We start from the raw sequence: 16013 nt of genomic DNA, 5'->3' as shown, positions 1-16013 counted from the left end.
AGTGCCGGTGACCGGCTGGGTCTCGGCCCGGTCATGACCGGTCGGCCCGGCCTCCGGCGTGCTCGTCCCGGTCGCGACCGACTCGGCCAGCGCCGCCGCACTCTCGCCGAACAGGCTCGGCAGGGTGGCGCTGAACGCCGCGCGCAGCTCGGGCAGGCCGACGGTGAACTGGCCCCGGATCTCCAGCTCGTCCGCGCTGGTGTCGGTGACCCCGATCAGGGTCCACGGCACCCCGCGCTCGACGCAGAGCGCGGTGAACGCCTTCTCGTGCCCGCGCGGCACCGCCACCATCGCCCGGCCGGCCGACTCGCTGAACAGGAAGACGAACGGCATCGAGCCGGCGGTGAAGCCCTCCGGGAGGGCGACCCGGGCCCCGACGCCGTGCCGGAGGGTCGACTCGACCAGCGCCTGGGCCAGCCCGCCGTCGGAGAGGTCGTGGGCGGAGCGCAGGTGCCCGACCCGGGCCGCCTCGGCGATCAACTCGGCGAGGCTACGCTCGGCCGCGAGGTCGACCTTGGGCGGTACCCCGCCGAGGTGCTCGTGGGTGACCCAGGCCCACTCGGAGCCGGAAAGCTCCACCCGGGTCTCACCGAGCAGGAAGATCAGGTCGTGGTCGGCCCCGGTGGTCCGGGCGAAGCCCATCGGCACCCGCTGGGCGACGTCGTCGAGCACGCCCAGCACCCCGACGACCGGGGTGGGATGGATCGCCGCCGCACCCGTCTGGTTGTAGAAGCTGACGTTGCCACCGGTGACCGGGATGCCCAGCTCGGCGCAGCCGTCGGCGAGCCCGCGTACGGCCTCGGCGAACTGCCACATCACGCCCGGGTCCTCCGGCGAGCCGAAGTTCAGGCAGTCGGTCACCGCGATCGGCTTCGCGCCGGTCACCGCCACGTTCCGGTACGCCTCGGCGAGCGCCAGCTTCGCCCCGTGGTACGGGTCGAGCCGGGCGTACCGGCCGTTGCCGTCGACGGAGAGGGCGACGCCCAGCCCGGACCGCTCGTCGATCCGGATCACCCCGGCGTCCTCCGGCTGCGCCAGCACGGTGTTGCCGAGCACGTACCGGTCGTACTGCTCGGTGATCCAGGTCTTGTCGCAGAGGTTCGGCGAGGCGATCATCCGGAGCAGGGTCTCCCGGAGCGCCTCGGCGGTGGCCGGCCGGGGCAGCGTCTCGGCCCGGTCCGCCTGGAGCAGGATCAGGTCGGCCGGCTCCCGCATCGGGCGGGCGTAGACCGGACCGTCGTCCACCAGCGACCCCGGCGGCACGTCGACCACGGTGTGCCCCTGCCAGGTGACCAGCAGCCGGCCCGGCCCGGAGCCCTCGGGGGCACCGGTCACCTCACCGATCGCGCTGGCCGGGATGCCCCACTTCTGGGCGATCCCGAGCACCGCGTCGAGCTTCTCCGGGGCGACGATCAGCAGCATCCGCTCCTGCGACTCGCTGGCCAGGATCTCGTGCGGCTGCATGGACGCCTCGCGCAGCGGTACCCGCTCCAGCCAGACCCGCATGCCGGTGCCGGCCGCGGCGGCGGTCTCGGTGAGCGCGCAGGTCAGCCCGGCGCCGCCGAGGTCCTGGATGCCGACGACGAGTCCGGCGTCGTACAGCTCCAGGCACGCCTCGATCAGCAGCTTCTCCATGAACGGGTCGCCGACCTGCACCGACGGGCGGCGCTGCTCGCTGCCGTCGTCGAAGGTGGCGCTGGCCAGCACGGAGACCCCGCCGATGCCGTCCCGCCCGGTCTTGGCGCCGAGCAGCACCACGACGTTGCCGGGGCCGGCGGCGGCCTTGTTCTGCAGGCGCTGCACCGGAAGCACACCGAGGCAGAGCGCGTTGACCAGCGGGTTGCCCTGGTAGCAGGCGTCGAAGACGACCTCGCCGCCGATGTTGGGCAGCCCGAGCGAGTTGCCGTAGGTGCCGATCCCGGCGACGACGCCGGGGAGTACCCGGGCGGTGTCGGGGTGGTCGGCGGCGCCGAACCGCAGCGGGTCCATCACCGCGACCGGCCGGGCACCCATCGCCAGGATGTCCCGGACGATGCCGCCGACACCGGTCGCCGCGCCCTGGTGCGGCTCGACGAAGCTCGGGTGGTTGTGCGACTCGACCTTGAAGGTCACCGCGAGCTGGTCGGAGATCTGGATCACGCCGGCGTTCTCGCCGATGCCGGCGAGCAGCCGGTCGCTCGGCGGGGCCTTCTCGCCGAACTGCCGCAGGTGCACCTTGCTCGACTTGTAGGAGCAGTGCTCGCTCCACATGATCGAGTACATCGCCAGCTCGGACTGGGTGGGACGGCGGCCGAGGATCTGCCGGATCCGGTCGTACTCGTCGTCGCGCAGGCCCAGCTCGGCGTAGGGCTGGAGGTCGCCGGGGGTGGCCGACGCGTTCGGCACGGTGTCCACGCCGCCCGGGTAGCCGTTCACCGGCAGTTCCGCGGCGCCGCCGACCGGCACCGGCTGGCCGGGTACGGGCGACTCGGCCGGAATCATCCTGGCCACCGCGTCGACGGCCGAGATGGGTACCGGGGCGGGATCGGGGGCCGAGGGGTGGCCGGCGAGGGCGGGCTCTGGCTGGCCCATGACCTCACTCCGTTCGATCATGCGGGTACTCCCGCGAGGTGCTTGAGGACCGACGTGAAGAAGCCGAGTCCGTCGAGGGACGGCCCGGTCAGCGCTTCCACGGCGTGCTCCGGGTGCGGCATCAGCCCGACCACGTTGCCGGCCTCGTTGCTGATCCCGGCGATGTCCCGCAGCGAGCCGTTCGGGTTGCCGCCCAGGTAGCGGGCCACCACCCGGCCGGTCGCCTCCAGCTCGTCGAGGGTGCGCTCGTCGGCGACGTAGCAGCCCTCGCCGTTCTTCACCGGGATCAGGATCTCCTGGCCGGGCTGGAACGCGTTGGTCCAGGCGGTGCCCGCCGACTCGACCCGCAGCACCTGGTCGCGGTTGCGGAAGTGCAGGTGCTGGTTGCGGGTCAGCGCGCCGGGCAGCAGGTGCGCCTCGCAGAGGATCTGGAACCCGTTGCAGATGCCGAGCACCGGCAGGCCGTCCCGGGCTCCGGCGGCGACGGACTCCATCACCGGGGCGAACCGGGCGATGGCGCCGCAGCGCAGGTAGTCACCGTAGGAGAAGCCGCCGGGCAGCACCACGGCGTCGACGCCGTGCAGGTCGGGGTCGTCGTGCCAGAGGGACACCACCTCGGCACCGGCGATCCGGGCGGCCCGGGCGGCGTCCCGGTCGTCCAGCGAGCCGGGGAACGTCACCACGCCGATCCGGGCGGTCATGGATTGCGCTCCTCGACGTCGCCGGCCTCGGCGACCCGGACCGAGAAGTCCTCGATCACCGGGTTGGCCAGCAGCTTGTCCGCGATCTCCCGGGCCCGGTCCAGGTCCGGCTGGCCGGTGAACTCGATCTCGATCCGCCGGCCGATGCGCACGGAGGACACGTCCGTGACTCCGAGCCTCGGCAGCGCATTCGCGACGGCCTGGCCCTGGGGATCGAGAATCTCCGGCTTGAGCATGACGTCGACGACGACGCGAGGCACTGGGCACTCCTGACTGTGTACGCAGTTGGGTGCCGGCCCACGAAAGGGGCGAGCGGAGCCAGCGTACCCGGCCGACCAGCCAGTTGATGCACGGGCCGGCGCGTCGATGCCCCGACCGACCCCGGGCGCCTCCGGTGGACCCGGTCACCCGCCGGAGAGGGTCGGAAACCGACCGCAGAGGTTCACCCTTGTGAATAGGTGACGAACGGCTTAGCGTGTGGCGTCAAACGTCCGGTTGGCTACACCGAACGTTGACTGTCCAGGTCCGTACGGCGGACATCCTCCCGCCTACGGCGGCTCAACCGACCCGGTGACCCCGGGTAAACCCCCCGGAAGGAGCCCCCTGTGCGTCTTCGCCGAACCCTGGTGATGCTCGCCACCGCCATGGCCGGCGCGCTCGTCGCGCCGTCCGTCGCCACCGCCGCCCCCGCCACCCCGTTCATCATCGGCGGCGGCACCGTCTCCTCGGCCCCGTGGGCCGCGGCCGTGCTCAGCAACGGCTCGTTCACCTGCTCCGGCACCATCATCGCGGCCCGCTGGGTGCTCACCGCCCGGCACTGCGTCAGCGGCACGATGTCGGTGCGGGTCGGCAGCGTCAACCGGTCCTCCGGCGGCGTCACCAGTGGCGTGACCGCCAGCTACTCCCGGTACGACCTCGCGCTGCTCAACCTGTCCACCTCGATCAACACCAGCTACATGCCCCTGTCCAGCGCCTACCCGCCGGTCAACTCCACCAACTCCATCTACGGGTGGGGGATGACCTGCTACAGCGGCTGCTCGGCGTCGACCACGCTGAAGACCGCGACGGTACGGGTGACCAGCACGAACGTCACCGACGCGTACGGCGGGCGGGCGATCCGCAGCACCCGGGTCAACGGCAACGCCTGGCGTGGTGACTCCGGTGGCCCGCAGGTCTACAACGGCGCCCAGGTGGGCGTCGCCTCCACCGCCGACGGGCAGAGCATCCAGAACTACGGCAGCGTCGCCTACAACCGTTCCTGGATCACCTCCGTCTCCGGCGTCTAGGCACCACCCACACCCTCCTCAGGGGTATGGCGCGGACGTTCCAGCTGCGATGGGACGTCCGCGCCGCGCCGTTTGGGCCGGCTGCGCGCCGTTTGGCGACGAGGCGGCCGGGAACGGGCTCCGGCGGCCGGTTCGCGGCAGCCGCGTCGTTTCGCAAACTGGAGCGATGTGAACAGCCCTCGCAAAACGCACGGGCCCGGCTCTGCCAGCATCAAGCTGTGCTGGTCGTGACGACGGATCACCTACCGGGGTACGAGATCCGCGCGGTACTCGGCGAGGTCGTATCTTCCCAGGCCCGAACCCGGAACCCGTACCGGGAAGGCGTGAAGAACCTCCGTGGTGGCGCCTATGACCCCAAGGCGCCCGAGAACCTCACCCGCTGGCGTACCGACGCCGTGCAGAAGCTGGGTGAGGAGGCGACCCGGCTCGGCGCGAACGCCGTGATCGGGATGCGCTTCGACCATCGCGAGGTCGGCGAGATGTGGATGGAACTCTGCGCGTACGGCACGGCGGTGGTCGCCGTCCGGCAGCCGCCGGAGAATCCGCCCAGCGACCAGCCGAAGGTGGCGGCCGAGACGGCGCACCTGGCGGAGCCGCTGGACTCCGGGGCGATCGCCGAGGCGCCGAGCGCACCGGACCTGGGCAGCGCGGCCGGCACCCCGACACCCCGGAGCTGACGCCGAACCCACCGGCGGTCGGGCTCTTCCCCGGCCCCGGCGGGTCGGCCGCTCAGAGGATCGGCGCCGGGTCGTACCCGGCGGCCTCGGGGTGCGCCGCGACCACCGCGGCGATCCGGTCGGCGACGGCCCGGACCTGCGCGGACGCCGCCCCGGTGAAGCCGGCGCGGTCGGCGACCAGCTCGTCGATCTCGGGCCGGGTCAGCCCGAGCCGGCCGTCGGCGGCGAGCCGGTCGAAGAGGTCGTTCTCGGTGGCGCCCTTCTCCCGCATCGCCAGTGCCACCGCGACCGCGTGCTCCTTGATCACCTCGTGCGCGGTCTCCCGACCGACCCCGCGCCGCACCGCCGCGACAAGGATCTTGGTGGTGGCCAGGAACGGCAGGTAGCGGTCGAGTTCCCGGGCGATCACCGCCGGGTACGCGCCGAACTCGTCCAGTACGGTCAGGAAGGTCTGGAAGAGCCCGTCGGCGGCGAAGAACGCGTCCGGCAGCGCGACCCGGCGCACCACCGAGCAGGAGACGTCGCCCTCGTTCCACTGGTCGCCGGCCAGCTCGCCGACCATCGACAGGTAACCCCGGATGATCACCGCGAAGCCGTTCACCCGCTCGCTGGACCGGGTGTTCATCTTGTGCGGCATCGCGCTGGAGCCGACCTGGCCGGGGCGGAAGCCCTCGGTCGCGAGTTCCTGGCCGACCATCAGCCGGATCGTGGTGGCCAGGCTGCTCGGCGCGGCGGCGGTCTGGGCCAACGCGGAGATCACGTCGAAGTCCAGCGAGCGCGGATAGACCTGACCGACGCTGTCCAGTACGCGGCGGAACCCGAGGTGCTCGGCGACCCGGCGCTCCAGCTCGGCCACCCTGGCCGGGTCCCCGTCGAAGAGATCGAGCTGGTCGGCGGCGGTACCGACCGGACCCTTGATCCCACGCAGCGGATAGCGCTCGATCAGGTCGGTCAGCCGCTCGTAGGAGATCAGCAGCTCCTCGGCGGCGCTGGCGAACCGCTTGCCCAGCGTGGTCGCCTGGGCGGCGACGTTGTGCGAGCGGCCGGTCATCACCAGGTCGGCGTGCTCGACGGCGAGCCGGGCCAGCCGGGCCAGGGCGGCGACCACCCGGTCCCGGACCAGTTCCAGCGAGGCGCGGACCTGGAGCTGCTCGACGTTCTCGGTCAGGTCCCGGGAGGTCATCCCCTTGTGCACCTGCTCGTGCCCGGCCAGCGCGCTGAACTCCTCGATCCGGGCCTTCACGTCGTGCCGGGTCACCCGCTCCCGGGCCGCGATCGAGGCGAGGTCGACCTGGTCCAGCACCCGCTCGTACGCCTCGACCGCGCCGTCCGGCACCGGCACGCCGAGGTCGCGCTGCGCCCGGAGTACGGCCAGCCAGAGGCGGCGCTCCATCCGGATCTTCTCCTCCGGGGACCAGAGGGCGGCCAGCTCGGCCGAGGCGTACCGGTTGGCGAGGACGTTGGGGATGCTGGTCACCCCGCCATTGTCTGCCATCCCGACGGTTCCGCTTCGGACGGGTGCCCGGGATCGGACGGGTGCCCGGGAAATGGCGTTGACCCTCCAGTCGCTGGAATCCATAGCTTCGCCGGCATGGCACCGCAGAAGAAGATCAACCGCCAGCTCACGCTGGAACTCGACGCCGGCAACGCGGCGATGGTCGACATCGGCAAGATGCTCGGCCCGACCGGCGTCAACACCCGGCAGCTCAAGCTCGACTACGACGCCGCCACCGCCGCCCAGCGCGGCGAGATCGTTCCGGTGGTCGTCACCGTCTTCGACGACCGGTCGTACGCGCTGCGGCTCAAGACGCCGCCGACGGCGTACCTGATCCGGAAGGCGCTCGGGCTGGCCGGCGGCTCCGGACGGCCCGGCTCGCAGACGGTGGCCAAGATCTCCCGTCAGCAGCTCCGGGAGATCGCCGAGCGGAAGTTGCCCGACCTGAACACCGAGGACGTGGCGGCGGCGATGCGGCAGGTCGCCGGCACGGCCCGCTCGATGGGGGTACTCGTCGCCGACGACTGAACAGCGTCGGCCGGGTCCGGCACCGGCGCGGTGGGGTACGGCGGCGCTAGCCGACCTTTCCCGCCGGAGCCGGCCCCGGTGCCGTCGACGGAGCAGCCGGCAGCACTGGTCCGGTGGGGTCGGCGTCCTCGGCACGGGCCGGAAGCTCGGTCGAGAGCCGGCGTACGCCCGGATCGGCCAGCATGCCGAGTACCGCCACGAAGACGACCCCGGCGGCGACCAACAGCGTCGACTCGTTGCCGATGGTCTCGGCCACCGGGCCGATCGTCATCTGGCCGAGCGGGATCGCCAGGAAGGAGCCGAGCGCGTCGTACGAGTAGACCCGGGCGAGCTTGTCGGCGGGGATGTTCCGCTGCATCGAGGTCTCCCAGGCGACCGAGAACTGCTCGACGGCCACCCCGGCCACGAACGCGGCGGCGATCAGCACGGCGACGGACGGTGTCCAGGCCAGCCCGAGCAGCAGCAGTACGTCGGCGAACATGCAGAGCACGCCGAGCCGGAGCAGCCGGCGTACCCGGATCCGGAGCGCGACCAGCGCCCCGGCCACCATGCCGGCGGTCTGGGCGGCGAGCACCACGCCCCAGGCGGGTCGGCCGATCGTCTCGTCCGCCACGGCGGGGCCGAGGACGTTGACCGAGCTGGCGTAGGCGAAGTTGATCAGCAGGAAGCCGAGTACCACCACCCAGACCCAGGAGCGCGCGACGAACTCGGTCCAGCCCTCGCGCAGTTCGCGGACCGGGTTGGCCCGCTCGGTGCGCGGGGCGGCGACGGCCTGGACGCGTACCCGGGAGAATGCCAGCCCGGCGAGCGCGAAGGTCGCGGCGTCCACCAGCAGCCCCCAGCCCGGTCCGACGCCGGCCACCAGCACACCGCCGAGCGACGCGCCGCCGATCATGGCGGCGTTGGTGCCGAGCCGGTTGAGCGCGTTGGCCGACTGGAGCAGCTCGGCCGGCACGGTCTGCGGGACCAGTGCGGCGGCGGCCGGCCAGGCGAAGGCGGCCACCACACCGTTCACGGCGGCGAGCGCGACCAGCGCCGGGATCGTCGCGGTACCGGTCAGCACCAGCGCCGCGACCGCGCCCTGGGTGAGCGCGGCGAGGGCGCAGGAGACCACCATCACCGTCTGCCGGGGCAGCCGGTCGGCGAGCACGCCGCCGAAGAGCAGGAACACCACGTGGGTCAGCGACCGCGCGCCGACGACCAGGCCGAGGTCGCGCACGCTGCCGGTGAGATCGAGTACGGCGAACGCCAGCGCGACCGGTGCGACCGCGTTGCCGAGCATCGTGGCGGACCGGCCGATCGCCAGGTAGCGGAAGGGCCGGTGCCGCAGCGGCGCGAGCGCGCCGTCCCGGGTACCCATGGTCAGTCCTCCATCCGGAAGAGCGCGACGGTGGCGCTCACCCGGTGAGTGCCGGGGGTGTGCGCGGGCCGGGCGGCGTGGTGCAGCCGGGCCGACGCCTCGGCGATGGTGTTCCGGATCTCGTCCCAGGTCTCGGGGTCGATCCAGAACTCGGCGTCGGTGAGGAAGTTGCCCGGGCCGGGCCGCAGGTGATGCGCTCGGCGGCGCAACTCGGCGGCGAGCGCGTCGTAGAGCAGCCGGTGCTCGGGGGTGGCCGGGCCGGCGGCCAGCCCCGACCCGGGCCGGTCGCGCTGGCTCGCCGGGTCGTAGCGGTAGCGCTTGGCGTCGCCGCCCCGGATGCGTTCCTCGCCGGCCACCTCGATCAGGCCGGCGGCCAGCAGGTGCCGCAGGTGGTAGCTGGCGTTGGCGTGCGTGAGGTCCAGTTCGCGGGCGATCTCGGCGGCGGTGAGCGCCGACGCGGTGAGCAGGGAGAGGATCCGCATCCGTACCGGATGGGCCAGCGCCCGCAGCCGGACGGTCGGATCCGGCGCGTCGGCGTCTGGATCGTCGTCAACCCCCAAAGACATGTTTGGGAGTGTAGGGGACGTCGGCGCGAGGCGGGGTGGCCATCCTCGCCGCAGAGACTGTCGAGCTGCCCCGCTTGTGCTCCCGCCGCCAGCACCCCCCGCCAGCACCCCGCTGACGACCGCCACCTGCCCATGCCGACGCCTCGACCTGGACACCGGAGGCGTTACGACGCAGGGTTAGCGCATCTGGTGTCCAGGTCACCGATTCGGCGGTCGGCTCTCCGGCGGGCTGTCGCCCGGCCGGCTGTCGCCCGGCCAGCTCAGCGTTCCAGGATCGCCACCACGCCCTGGCCGCCGGCCGCGCAGATCGAGATCAGCCCACGCCCGGAGCCGCGCTCGGCGAGCAGCTTGGCCAGGGTGGCCACGATCCGGCCGCCGGTCGCGGCGAACGGGTGGCCGGCGGCCAGCGACGAGCCGTTGACGTTCAGTTTGTCCGGGTCGATCGACCCCAGCGGGGCGTCCAGGCCGAGCCTCTCCTTGCAGAACTCCGGCGACTCCCAGGCCGCCAGGGTGGCCAGCACCTGCGAGGCGAACGCCTCGTGGATCTCGAAGTAGTCGAAGTCGGCCAGGGTCAGCCCGGTCCGGGCGAGCAGCCGGGGTACGGCGTACGCGGGAGCCATCAGCAGCCCCTCGTCGCCGTGTACGAAGTCCACGGCGGCGGTCGTCGACGCACCGAACCAGGCGAGTACCGGCAGGTTGTGTGCCCTGGCCCACTCCTCGGAGGCGAGCAGCACCGTCGACGCCCCGTCGGTGAGCGGTGACGAGTTGCCGGCGGTCATGCTGGCGTGCTCCGCGTCCGGCCCCCGGGTGCCGAAGACCGGCTTGAGCCGGCCGAGCTTCTCCACGCTGGTGTCGGGGCGGAGGTTCGCGTCCCGGGTCAGCCCGAGGTACGGGGTGACCAGGTCGTCGAAGAACCCCCGGTCGTACGCGGCGGCGAGCCGCTGGTGCGACCGGACCGCGAGTTCGTCCTGGGCCTGCCGGTCGACGTGCCACCGCCGGGCGGTGACCGCAGCGTGCTCGCCCATCGACAGTCCGGTACGCGGCTCCGCGTTGCGCGGGATCTCCGGCCGGAACGGCTGGGCCGGCCGGAGCCGGCTGGCGGCCCTCAGGCGCCCGCCGAGGGTACGGGCGGCGTTGATCTCCAGCAGGGTGCGCCGCAGTTCCTCGTTGACGGCCAGCGGCGCGTCCGAGGTGGTGTCCACGCCACCGGCCACCCCGACGTCGATCTGACCGAGCGCGATCTTGTTGGCGACCAGGATCGCCGCCTCCAGGCCGGTGCCGCAGGCCTGCTGGAGGTCGTACGCCGGGGTGCGCGGGTCGAGCCGGGAGCCGAGTACCACCTCCCGGGTGAGGTTGAAGTCCTTCGAGTGCTTGAGCACCGCCCCGGCGGCCACCTCGCCGAGCCGCTCGCCGGCCAGGCCGAACCGGGCGATCAGCCCGTCCAGGGCGGCGGTCAGCATGTCCTGGTTGGACGCCTTGGCGTACCGACCGTTGGAGCGGGCGAACGGGATCCGGTTGCCTCCGAGGATCGCGACGCGACGTACGGCTTCCATGGTGACGCCTCCAGAACGCAGGGTTGTTCCTACCTTACCCGCGAGTAGGCTTCTCTCATGAGTGACAGGTACGCCAGCTTCGCCCACACCGGTCCCGGCCGGGCGCTGGTCAAGCGCCTCGGCCTGCCCGACCCGCCCAAACTGCGCCGGTACCGCCCCGGTGACCCGCTGACGCACGGCCCGGTACGCCTCGACGCCGCCTCCGGCGGCCGCCTGGTCGAGCCGCTCGGCAAGCTGCTCACCGCCGCCGGGGTGGAGATCTCCGACCCGGCCACCACCCGGCCCGCCGAGGACGACGGTCGGGTACCCCCGCAGGCCGCCCTCCTCTACGACGCCACCGGCATCACCGACTCGGCCGGGCTGCGCGCGCTCTACGACTTCTTCCACCCGCTGGCCCGGGCGCTGCACCCGTCCGGCCGGGTGGTCGTCTTCGGCACCCCACCGGAGTCCTGCGCCACCCCACGGGAGGCGACCGCCCAGCGCGCCCTGGAGGGGCTGACCCGGAGCATCGGCAAGGAGTTCGGCCGGGGTACGACGGCGCAGCTCGTCTACGTCGCGCCGGGTGCCGAGCGGGCGGTCGAGTCGACCCTGCGCTTCCTGCTCTCCGGCCGTTCGGCGTACGTCTCCGGACAGGTGATCCGGATCGGCCCGGCCGAGGTGCCGGAGGTCGACTGGGACCGCCCGCTGGACGGCCGGATCGCCCTGGTCACCGGCGCCGCCCGGGGGATCGGGGCGAAGGTCGCCGAGGTGCTGGCGGCGGACGGCGCCCAGGTGGTGGCCCTGGACGTACCGGCCGCCGGTGACGCGCTCGCCGAGGTCGCCAACGCCGTCGGTGGTACGGCGGTACAGCTCGACCTGACCACGCCGGACGCGCCGCTGCGGCTCGCCGACCACCTCGCCGACCGGCACGGCCGGGTCGACGTGCTGGTGCACAACGCCGGGATCACCCGGGACAAGACGCTCGGCCGGATGCGGCCGGACTGGTGGGACTCGGTGCTGGAGGTCAACCTCACCAGCCAGGAACGGATCAACGACGTACTGCTGGACCGGGGGCTGATCCCGGCCGGCGGGCGACTCATCGGGGTCTCCTCGATCGCCGGGATCGCCGGCAACCGGGGCCAGACCAACTACGCCACCTCCAAGGCCGGGGTGATCGGCCTGGTGCACTCGATGGCCCCGGTCCTCGCCGAGCGCGGGATCACCGTGAACGCGGTCGCGCCGGGCTTCATCGAGACCCGGTTGACCGCCCGGATCCCGCTGGTGCTCCGCGAGGCCGGCCGGCGGATGAACAGCATGGCGCAGGGCGGCCTGCCCGTCGACGTCGCCCAGACGATCGCCTGGTTCGCCTCGCCCGGCTCGGCCGGGGTCACCGGCAACGTGGTCCGGGTCTGCGGTCAGAGTCTGCTGGGGGCGTGATGTCCGAGATGCCGAACGAGACCGGGGGCGGCACCCCGGACGGGCCCGGGAGCGCGCCGGAGGGGTCCGGGGTCGAGTTGGCGGCGCTGCCGGCCGCCGGGCCGCTCTACCGGCAGGCGGCGATCGGGCTGGCCCCGAGGTTCGGGGCGGCCCGGCGTGCCGACCGGCTCCCCGGGACCGAACTGCTGGTCCGGGCGGTCACGGTCGACCGGGACCACCTGGCGGCGTACGACCGGGTGTGCGGGTTCCGGCTCGCCGACGCGCTGCCGCCGACCTATCCGCACGTACTCGCCTTTCCGCTGGCGCTGCGCCTGATGAGCGCGCCGGAGTTTCCGCTGCCGCTGGTCGGCCTGGTGCACGTGTCGAACCGGATCACCGCGTACCGCCGGATGGACGCGGCGGAGCCGCTGGACCTGGCGGTACGCGCCGTCGACCTGCGCCCGCACGACCGGGGGCGGCAGTTCGACGTGGTCTGCACCGCCTCGGCCGACGGGGAGGTGGTGTGGCGCGGGGTCTCGACGTACCTGCGGCGGGAGCATACGGCGACCGGCGGCCGGCGCGACTCGACGGAGCAGCCGGCGCCCCCGGCCCCGACCGCGCTGTGGCGGCTGGACTCCCGGGTGGGCCGGGACTACGCCCGGGTCTCCGGTGACCACAACCCGATCCACACCTCGCGGGTCGCCGCCCGGCTGTTCGGCTTCGCCGGGCCGATCGCGCACGGCATGTGGAGCAAGGCCCGGTGCCTGGCGGCGCTGGAGGGGCGGCTGCCCGACGCGTACACCGTGGAGGTGGCGTTCAAGCGGCCGGTGCCGCTGCCCGGTACGGTCGCGTTCTCCGCCGCCCCGGGCTGGAGTTTCGGGCTGCACGACCCGTCGCGCGGCCGTGCCCACCTGCTCGGCGAGGTGACCGCGACGGGGGCCTGATCCGGTGTGATCCGGACTGATCACGCTCTCGGGCGAAGCCCGACAGGACGGAACAAACATCGAGATTTGTCGTTGACACGACTGATGTGCATCGATAGTCTTCGCTTGATGCTGGAAAGCGCTTTCCAGCATCCCCGTCCCCCAACAAGTGCGCCCGGAACGGCCGGCCGCACCGTCCATCCTCGCTGGCGGCGCCCGCGTCCCACCCGCGACCCGGCCGCCGAGGTGGATCACTTCCGCTCGGAGGTATCTGTGTCCAGCACCGAAACCACCACGTCCCAGCGCGTACGACGGCTCACCCGGACGCCACTGCTCGCCGCAGCCACCGCCGCCGTACTCGTCACCACCTCGATGGTCGCGATGCCCACCGCGTCGGCCGCCTCGTTCAACATGCAGGGCTGGGCGACCCAGTGCGGCGGCACCACCGGCGGCGGCAACGCCTCCCCGGTGACGGTCACCAGCGGCAGCCAGCTGGTCAGCGAGATGCAGGCCAGCGGCGCGCGGGTGATCCGGGTCTCCGGCAGCCTGTCGATCAGCGGCATGCAGAAGGTCGCCGCCAACAAGACCATCATCGGGGTGGGCAGCAACGCCGCCATCACCGGTGGCGGGCTCAACGTCGCCAGCGTCAGCAACGTCATCATCCGGAACATCAACTTCCGGAACTGGAGCGACGACGCGATCAACGTGCAGTACTCGACCCGGGTCTGGATCGACCACAACAGCTTCAGCAACGGCTCCGACGGCGCGGTCGACATCAAGCGGGCCTCGGACTGCGCCACCGTCTCCTGGAACCGGGTCTTCGACCACGACAAGTCCTTCCTGCTCGGTCACTCCGACGACAACGCGAGCGAGGACAGCGGCAAGCTGCGGGTGACGTACCACCACAACTGGTTCGACGGCTCCGAGCAGCGGCACCCCCGGGTCCGGTTCGGCAACCCGGTGCACGTCTTCAACAACTACTACAACAACGTCGGCGGCTACGGCGTCGCCTCCACCGAGGGCGCCGGTGTGCTCGTCGAGGGCAACTACTTCGAGAACACCGACGACCCGTACCACCTCGGCGAGGCCAGCTCCGGCCCCGGCACCCTGGTCGCCCGGAACAACCACTTCGTGAACTCCGGCAGTGGCCAGGCCGGCGGCAGCGTACGGAGCCTCCCGTACAGCGTCAGCGTCGACCCGGCCGCCAACGTCAAGTCCATCGTCACCGGCGGCGCCGGCACCGGCCGGATCTGACCGTCGGCACGGCGTCGCCCGATCCGACCCGCGCCACCGGCGACGTGACGGGTGCTCCGGTCCCACCGGACCGGAGCACCCGTACCCCCGTTTCCGCCGACCGGCGGCCACACCCTCGCCCGGCGCGGCACCCGGACGGTCAGCCGACCACCTCGTAGCGCGGTCGGGCCCGCGGCACCGGCCGGCGACCGGCCAGGGCGACGGCGGCGACGCCGACCCGGGCCAGCGCCAGCAGTCCGGCCAGCACCGCCACCGCCACCATCGCGTCACCGACGTCCGGGGCGAAGAGCCGCACCTGCGCCAGGCCGGCACCGTCCCAGGCCGCCGGGATCGCCCGGGTCACCCCCACCGCCAGGCCGGCGCAGCCGACGACCCAGCCGGCCGCTCCGGCGAGGATCCGGCGGCGCGACCCGGCCCGCCCGGCCGGACGGCGGACGATCCGGAGGAGCGACCAGACCAGCAGGCCGAGCAGGAGCAGCGCGACCGCACCCAGCCCGGCGAGCAACCGGGTGAAGGTCGGATCCTTCGCCGCGCCGGCCTCCGCCTCGGCACCGCCCAGGATCCGGGCCACGTTGAAGGCCGCCGAGACGAGCGGACCGTCCATCATCAGGCCGTAGATGTTGGCCAGCACCACCACGGCCAGATCCGACCCGGGTACCAGCACGATGTGGCCGAACGAGTTCGCCGTCGCCCCGGCGTGCCAGACGATCCGCTCGGCCGGGTCGCCGAGCGTGCTGTCCCGCCACCCCATCGCGTACCGGCCGGCGCCGCCGGTCGGGACCTGGCCGGCGTGCAGCTGCGCGACGCCCTGCGGCGACAGGACCGGACGACCGGCGTACCGGCCGCCGCCGAGCTGTGCCATCGCGTAGTGGGTCACGTCGGTCAGGCTCGCCGCCAGGAAGCCGTACGTCACGCCGGAGCCGTCGAAGCCCGGGTCGAAGCGCTGCGGGCGGCCGAGGTAGTAACGGTGTCCGGGCGGCACCCCGACCGCCTCCGCCTCGGCGCCGGTGGCGGCGGAGCCGACCATCCCCAGTGGATCGAGTACCTGCCGGCGCAGGTAACCGCCGTAGCTCTCCCCGGTCACCTCCTCGACCAGTACGCCCAGGATCAGGTAGTTGGCGTCGCTGTACTGGTGGACCCCGCCCGGCTCGGTCGTCGGCCGGACCGCCGCGAGGTCCCGTACCGTCCGGGCCAGCGCGCCGGGCGTGCTGTCGTACCGGTCGGTGAGCCCCATCGACGCCACCTGTGGCAGCCCGCTGTTCTGGACGAGCAGCTGCCGTACGGTGATCCGGGCCGCGATCGACTCGTCGGCCAGCCGCAGCCAGCGGACGTACCGGCGGACCGGTGCGTCCAGCTCGACCCGGCCGGCCTCGACGAGCTGCATCACCGCCAGTGCGGTGAACGACTTCGTCACCGAGCCGAGCACGAACGGCGTACGCGGGGTGATCGGGTTGCCGTCGCCGTCGACCCCCCAGGCGCCCTGCCCGACGACCCGGTCGGCCCGGACCACCGCGTACGCCAGCCCGGGCGCGCGGACCTCGGCCATGTGCTGCCGCAGGTAGCTCTCCACCCGGGCCAGGTCGTCCGGGGGTGGCGCCCCGGCCGCCGGGCCGGCCCCGGCGGCGACCGCCGCCGGCAGCGCGAGCACCGCCGCCAGCACCGTCCGGACGGTGTGTCGCAGGCTGGATCCCATTCGCGTTTCCT

General features: G+C 73.0%; 13 protein-coding genes and 1 pseudogene. 6 read left to right on the top strand and 8 right to left on the bottom strand.

What is annotated here, in order from left to right:
- Positions 1-101: 101 nt before the first annotated feature.
- From purL to purS, 3 genes and pseudogenes are all read right to left on the bottom strand, one after another.
- Positions 102-2481 (bottom strand): annotated as a pseudogene (purL, locus tag C6W10_RS31090) (phosphoribosylformylglycinamidine synthase subunit PurL); the annotation flags it as partial.
- Positions 2482-2588: 107 nt separating this feature from the next.
- The gene (purQ, locus tag C6W10_RS31085) at positions 2589-3272 is read right to left on the bottom strand and encodes a phosphoribosylformylglycinamidine synthase subunit PurQ (protein WP_107262650.1); all 684 of its coding nucleotides are present in this window, start codon (positions 3270-3272) and stop codon (positions 2589-2591) included.
- The gene (purS, locus tag C6W10_RS31080) at positions 3269-3532 is read right to left on the bottom strand and encodes a phosphoribosylformylglycinamidine synthase subunit PurS (RefSeq protein WP_107262649.1); all 264 of its coding nucleotides are present in this window, start codon (positions 3530-3532) and stop codon (positions 3269-3271) included. The genes purQ and purS overlap by 4 nt, the downstream gene beginning before the upstream one ends.
- A 369-nt stretch (positions 3533-3901) precedes the next feature.
- On the opposite strand from purS, the gene C6W10_RS31075 reads away from it, so the two are divergent.
- Together C6W10_RS31075 and C6W10_RS31070 are read left to right on the top strand one after the other, a co-directional pair.
- Entirely contained in the window at positions 3902-4558 is a 657-nt protein-coding gene (locus tag C6W10_RS31075; protein ID WP_369931464.1) for a trypsin-like serine protease, read from the top strand.
- 158 nt (positions 4559-4716) lie between these two features.
- Positions 4717-5235 (top strand): YbjQ family protein, encoded by a 519-nt coding sequence (locus C6W10_RS31070; protein ID WP_369931465.1) that lies wholly within the window; start codon positions 4717-4719, stop codon positions 5233-5235.
- A 52-nt stretch (positions 5236-5287) separates the two neighbouring features.
- On the opposite strand, the gene purB is transcribed toward C6W10_RS31070, so the two are convergent.
- On the bottom strand, positions 5288-6712 hold the full coding sequence (gene purB, locus C6W10_RS31065) for an adenylosuccinate lyase (RefSeq protein ID WP_107262646.1): 1425 nt from the start codon (positions 6710-6712) through the stop codon (positions 5288-5290).
- A 114-nt stretch (positions 6713-6826) separates the two neighbouring features.
- On the opposite strand from purB, the gene C6W10_RS31060 reads away from it, so the two are divergent.
- Complete coding sequence (locus C6W10_RS31060) at positions 6827-7258, top strand: uL11 family ribosomal protein (RefSeq protein WP_107262645.1); 432 nt, start codon at positions 6827-6829, stop codon at positions 7256-7258.
- 46 nt (positions 7259-7304) lie between these two features.
- On the opposite strand, the gene C6W10_RS31055 is transcribed toward C6W10_RS31060, so the two are convergent.
- From C6W10_RS31055 to C6W10_RS31045, 3 genes are all read right to left on the bottom strand, one after another.
- Positions 7305-8618, bottom strand: coding sequence for an MFS transporter (locus C6W10_RS31055; RefSeq protein WP_107262644.1), 1314 nt, complete (start codon positions 8616-8618; stop codon positions 7305-7307).
- 2 nt (positions 8619-8620) lie between these two features.
- Positions 8621-9184 carry a transcriptional regulator gene (locus C6W10_RS31050; protein WP_107262643.1) on the bottom strand — a complete coding sequence of 188 codons (564 nt, stop codon included), beginning with the start codon at positions 9182-9184 and terminating at the stop codon, positions 8621-8623.
- 260 nt (positions 9185-9444) lie between these two features.
- The gene (locus C6W10_RS31045) at positions 9445-10737 is read right to left on the bottom strand and encodes an acetyl-CoA C-acetyltransferase (RefSeq protein WP_107262642.1); all 1293 of its coding nucleotides are present in this window, start codon (positions 10735-10737) and stop codon (positions 9445-9447) included.
- Between the two features lie 57 nt (positions 10738-10794).
- Between C6W10_RS31045 and C6W10_RS31040 the strand changes: the two genes are divergently transcribed.
- The 3 genes from C6W10_RS31040 to C6W10_RS31030 all read left to right on the top strand — a co-directional run bounded on the left by C6W10_RS31040 (position 10795) and on the right by C6W10_RS31030 (position 14309).
- Positions 10795-12153, top strand: coding sequence for a 3-oxoacyl-ACP reductase (locus C6W10_RS31040; protein ID WP_107262641.1), 1359 nt, complete (start codon positions 10795-10797; stop codon positions 12151-12153).
- The gene (locus tag C6W10_RS31035; RefSeq protein WP_369937248.1) at positions 12153-13076 is read left to right on the top strand and encodes a MaoC/PaaZ C-terminal domain-containing protein; all 924 of its coding nucleotides are present in this window, start codon (positions 12153-12155) and stop codon (positions 13074-13076) included. Before C6W10_RS31040 ends, C6W10_RS31035 begins: the two co-directional genes overlap by 1 nt.
- 252 nt (positions 13077-13328) lie before the next feature.
- Positions 13329-14309: a polysaccharide lyase family 1 protein gene (locus C6W10_RS31030; RefSeq protein WP_234359150.1), complete on the top strand. Its 981-nt coding sequence runs from the start codon at positions 13329-13331 to the stop codon at positions 14307-14309.
- A gap of 139 nt (positions 14310-14448) precedes the next feature.
- Here C6W10_RS31030 and C6W10_RS39545 read toward each other — a convergent pair whose 3' ends face one another.
- A complete protein-coding gene (locus C6W10_RS39545; protein ID WP_107262639.1) occupies positions 14449-16002 on the bottom strand; it encodes a serine hydrolase in 1554 nt (517 codons plus the stop codon).
- Positions 16003-16013 lie beyond the last annotated feature (11 nt).

This window comes from Plantactinospora sp. BB1 (assembly GCF_003030385.1).
In the GTDB taxonomy this organism is placed as follows: Bacteria; Actinomycetota; Actinomycetes; order Mycobacteriales; family Micromonosporaceae; genus Plantactinospora.
This window is presented reverse-complemented; position numbering and strand designations above follow the sequence as displayed.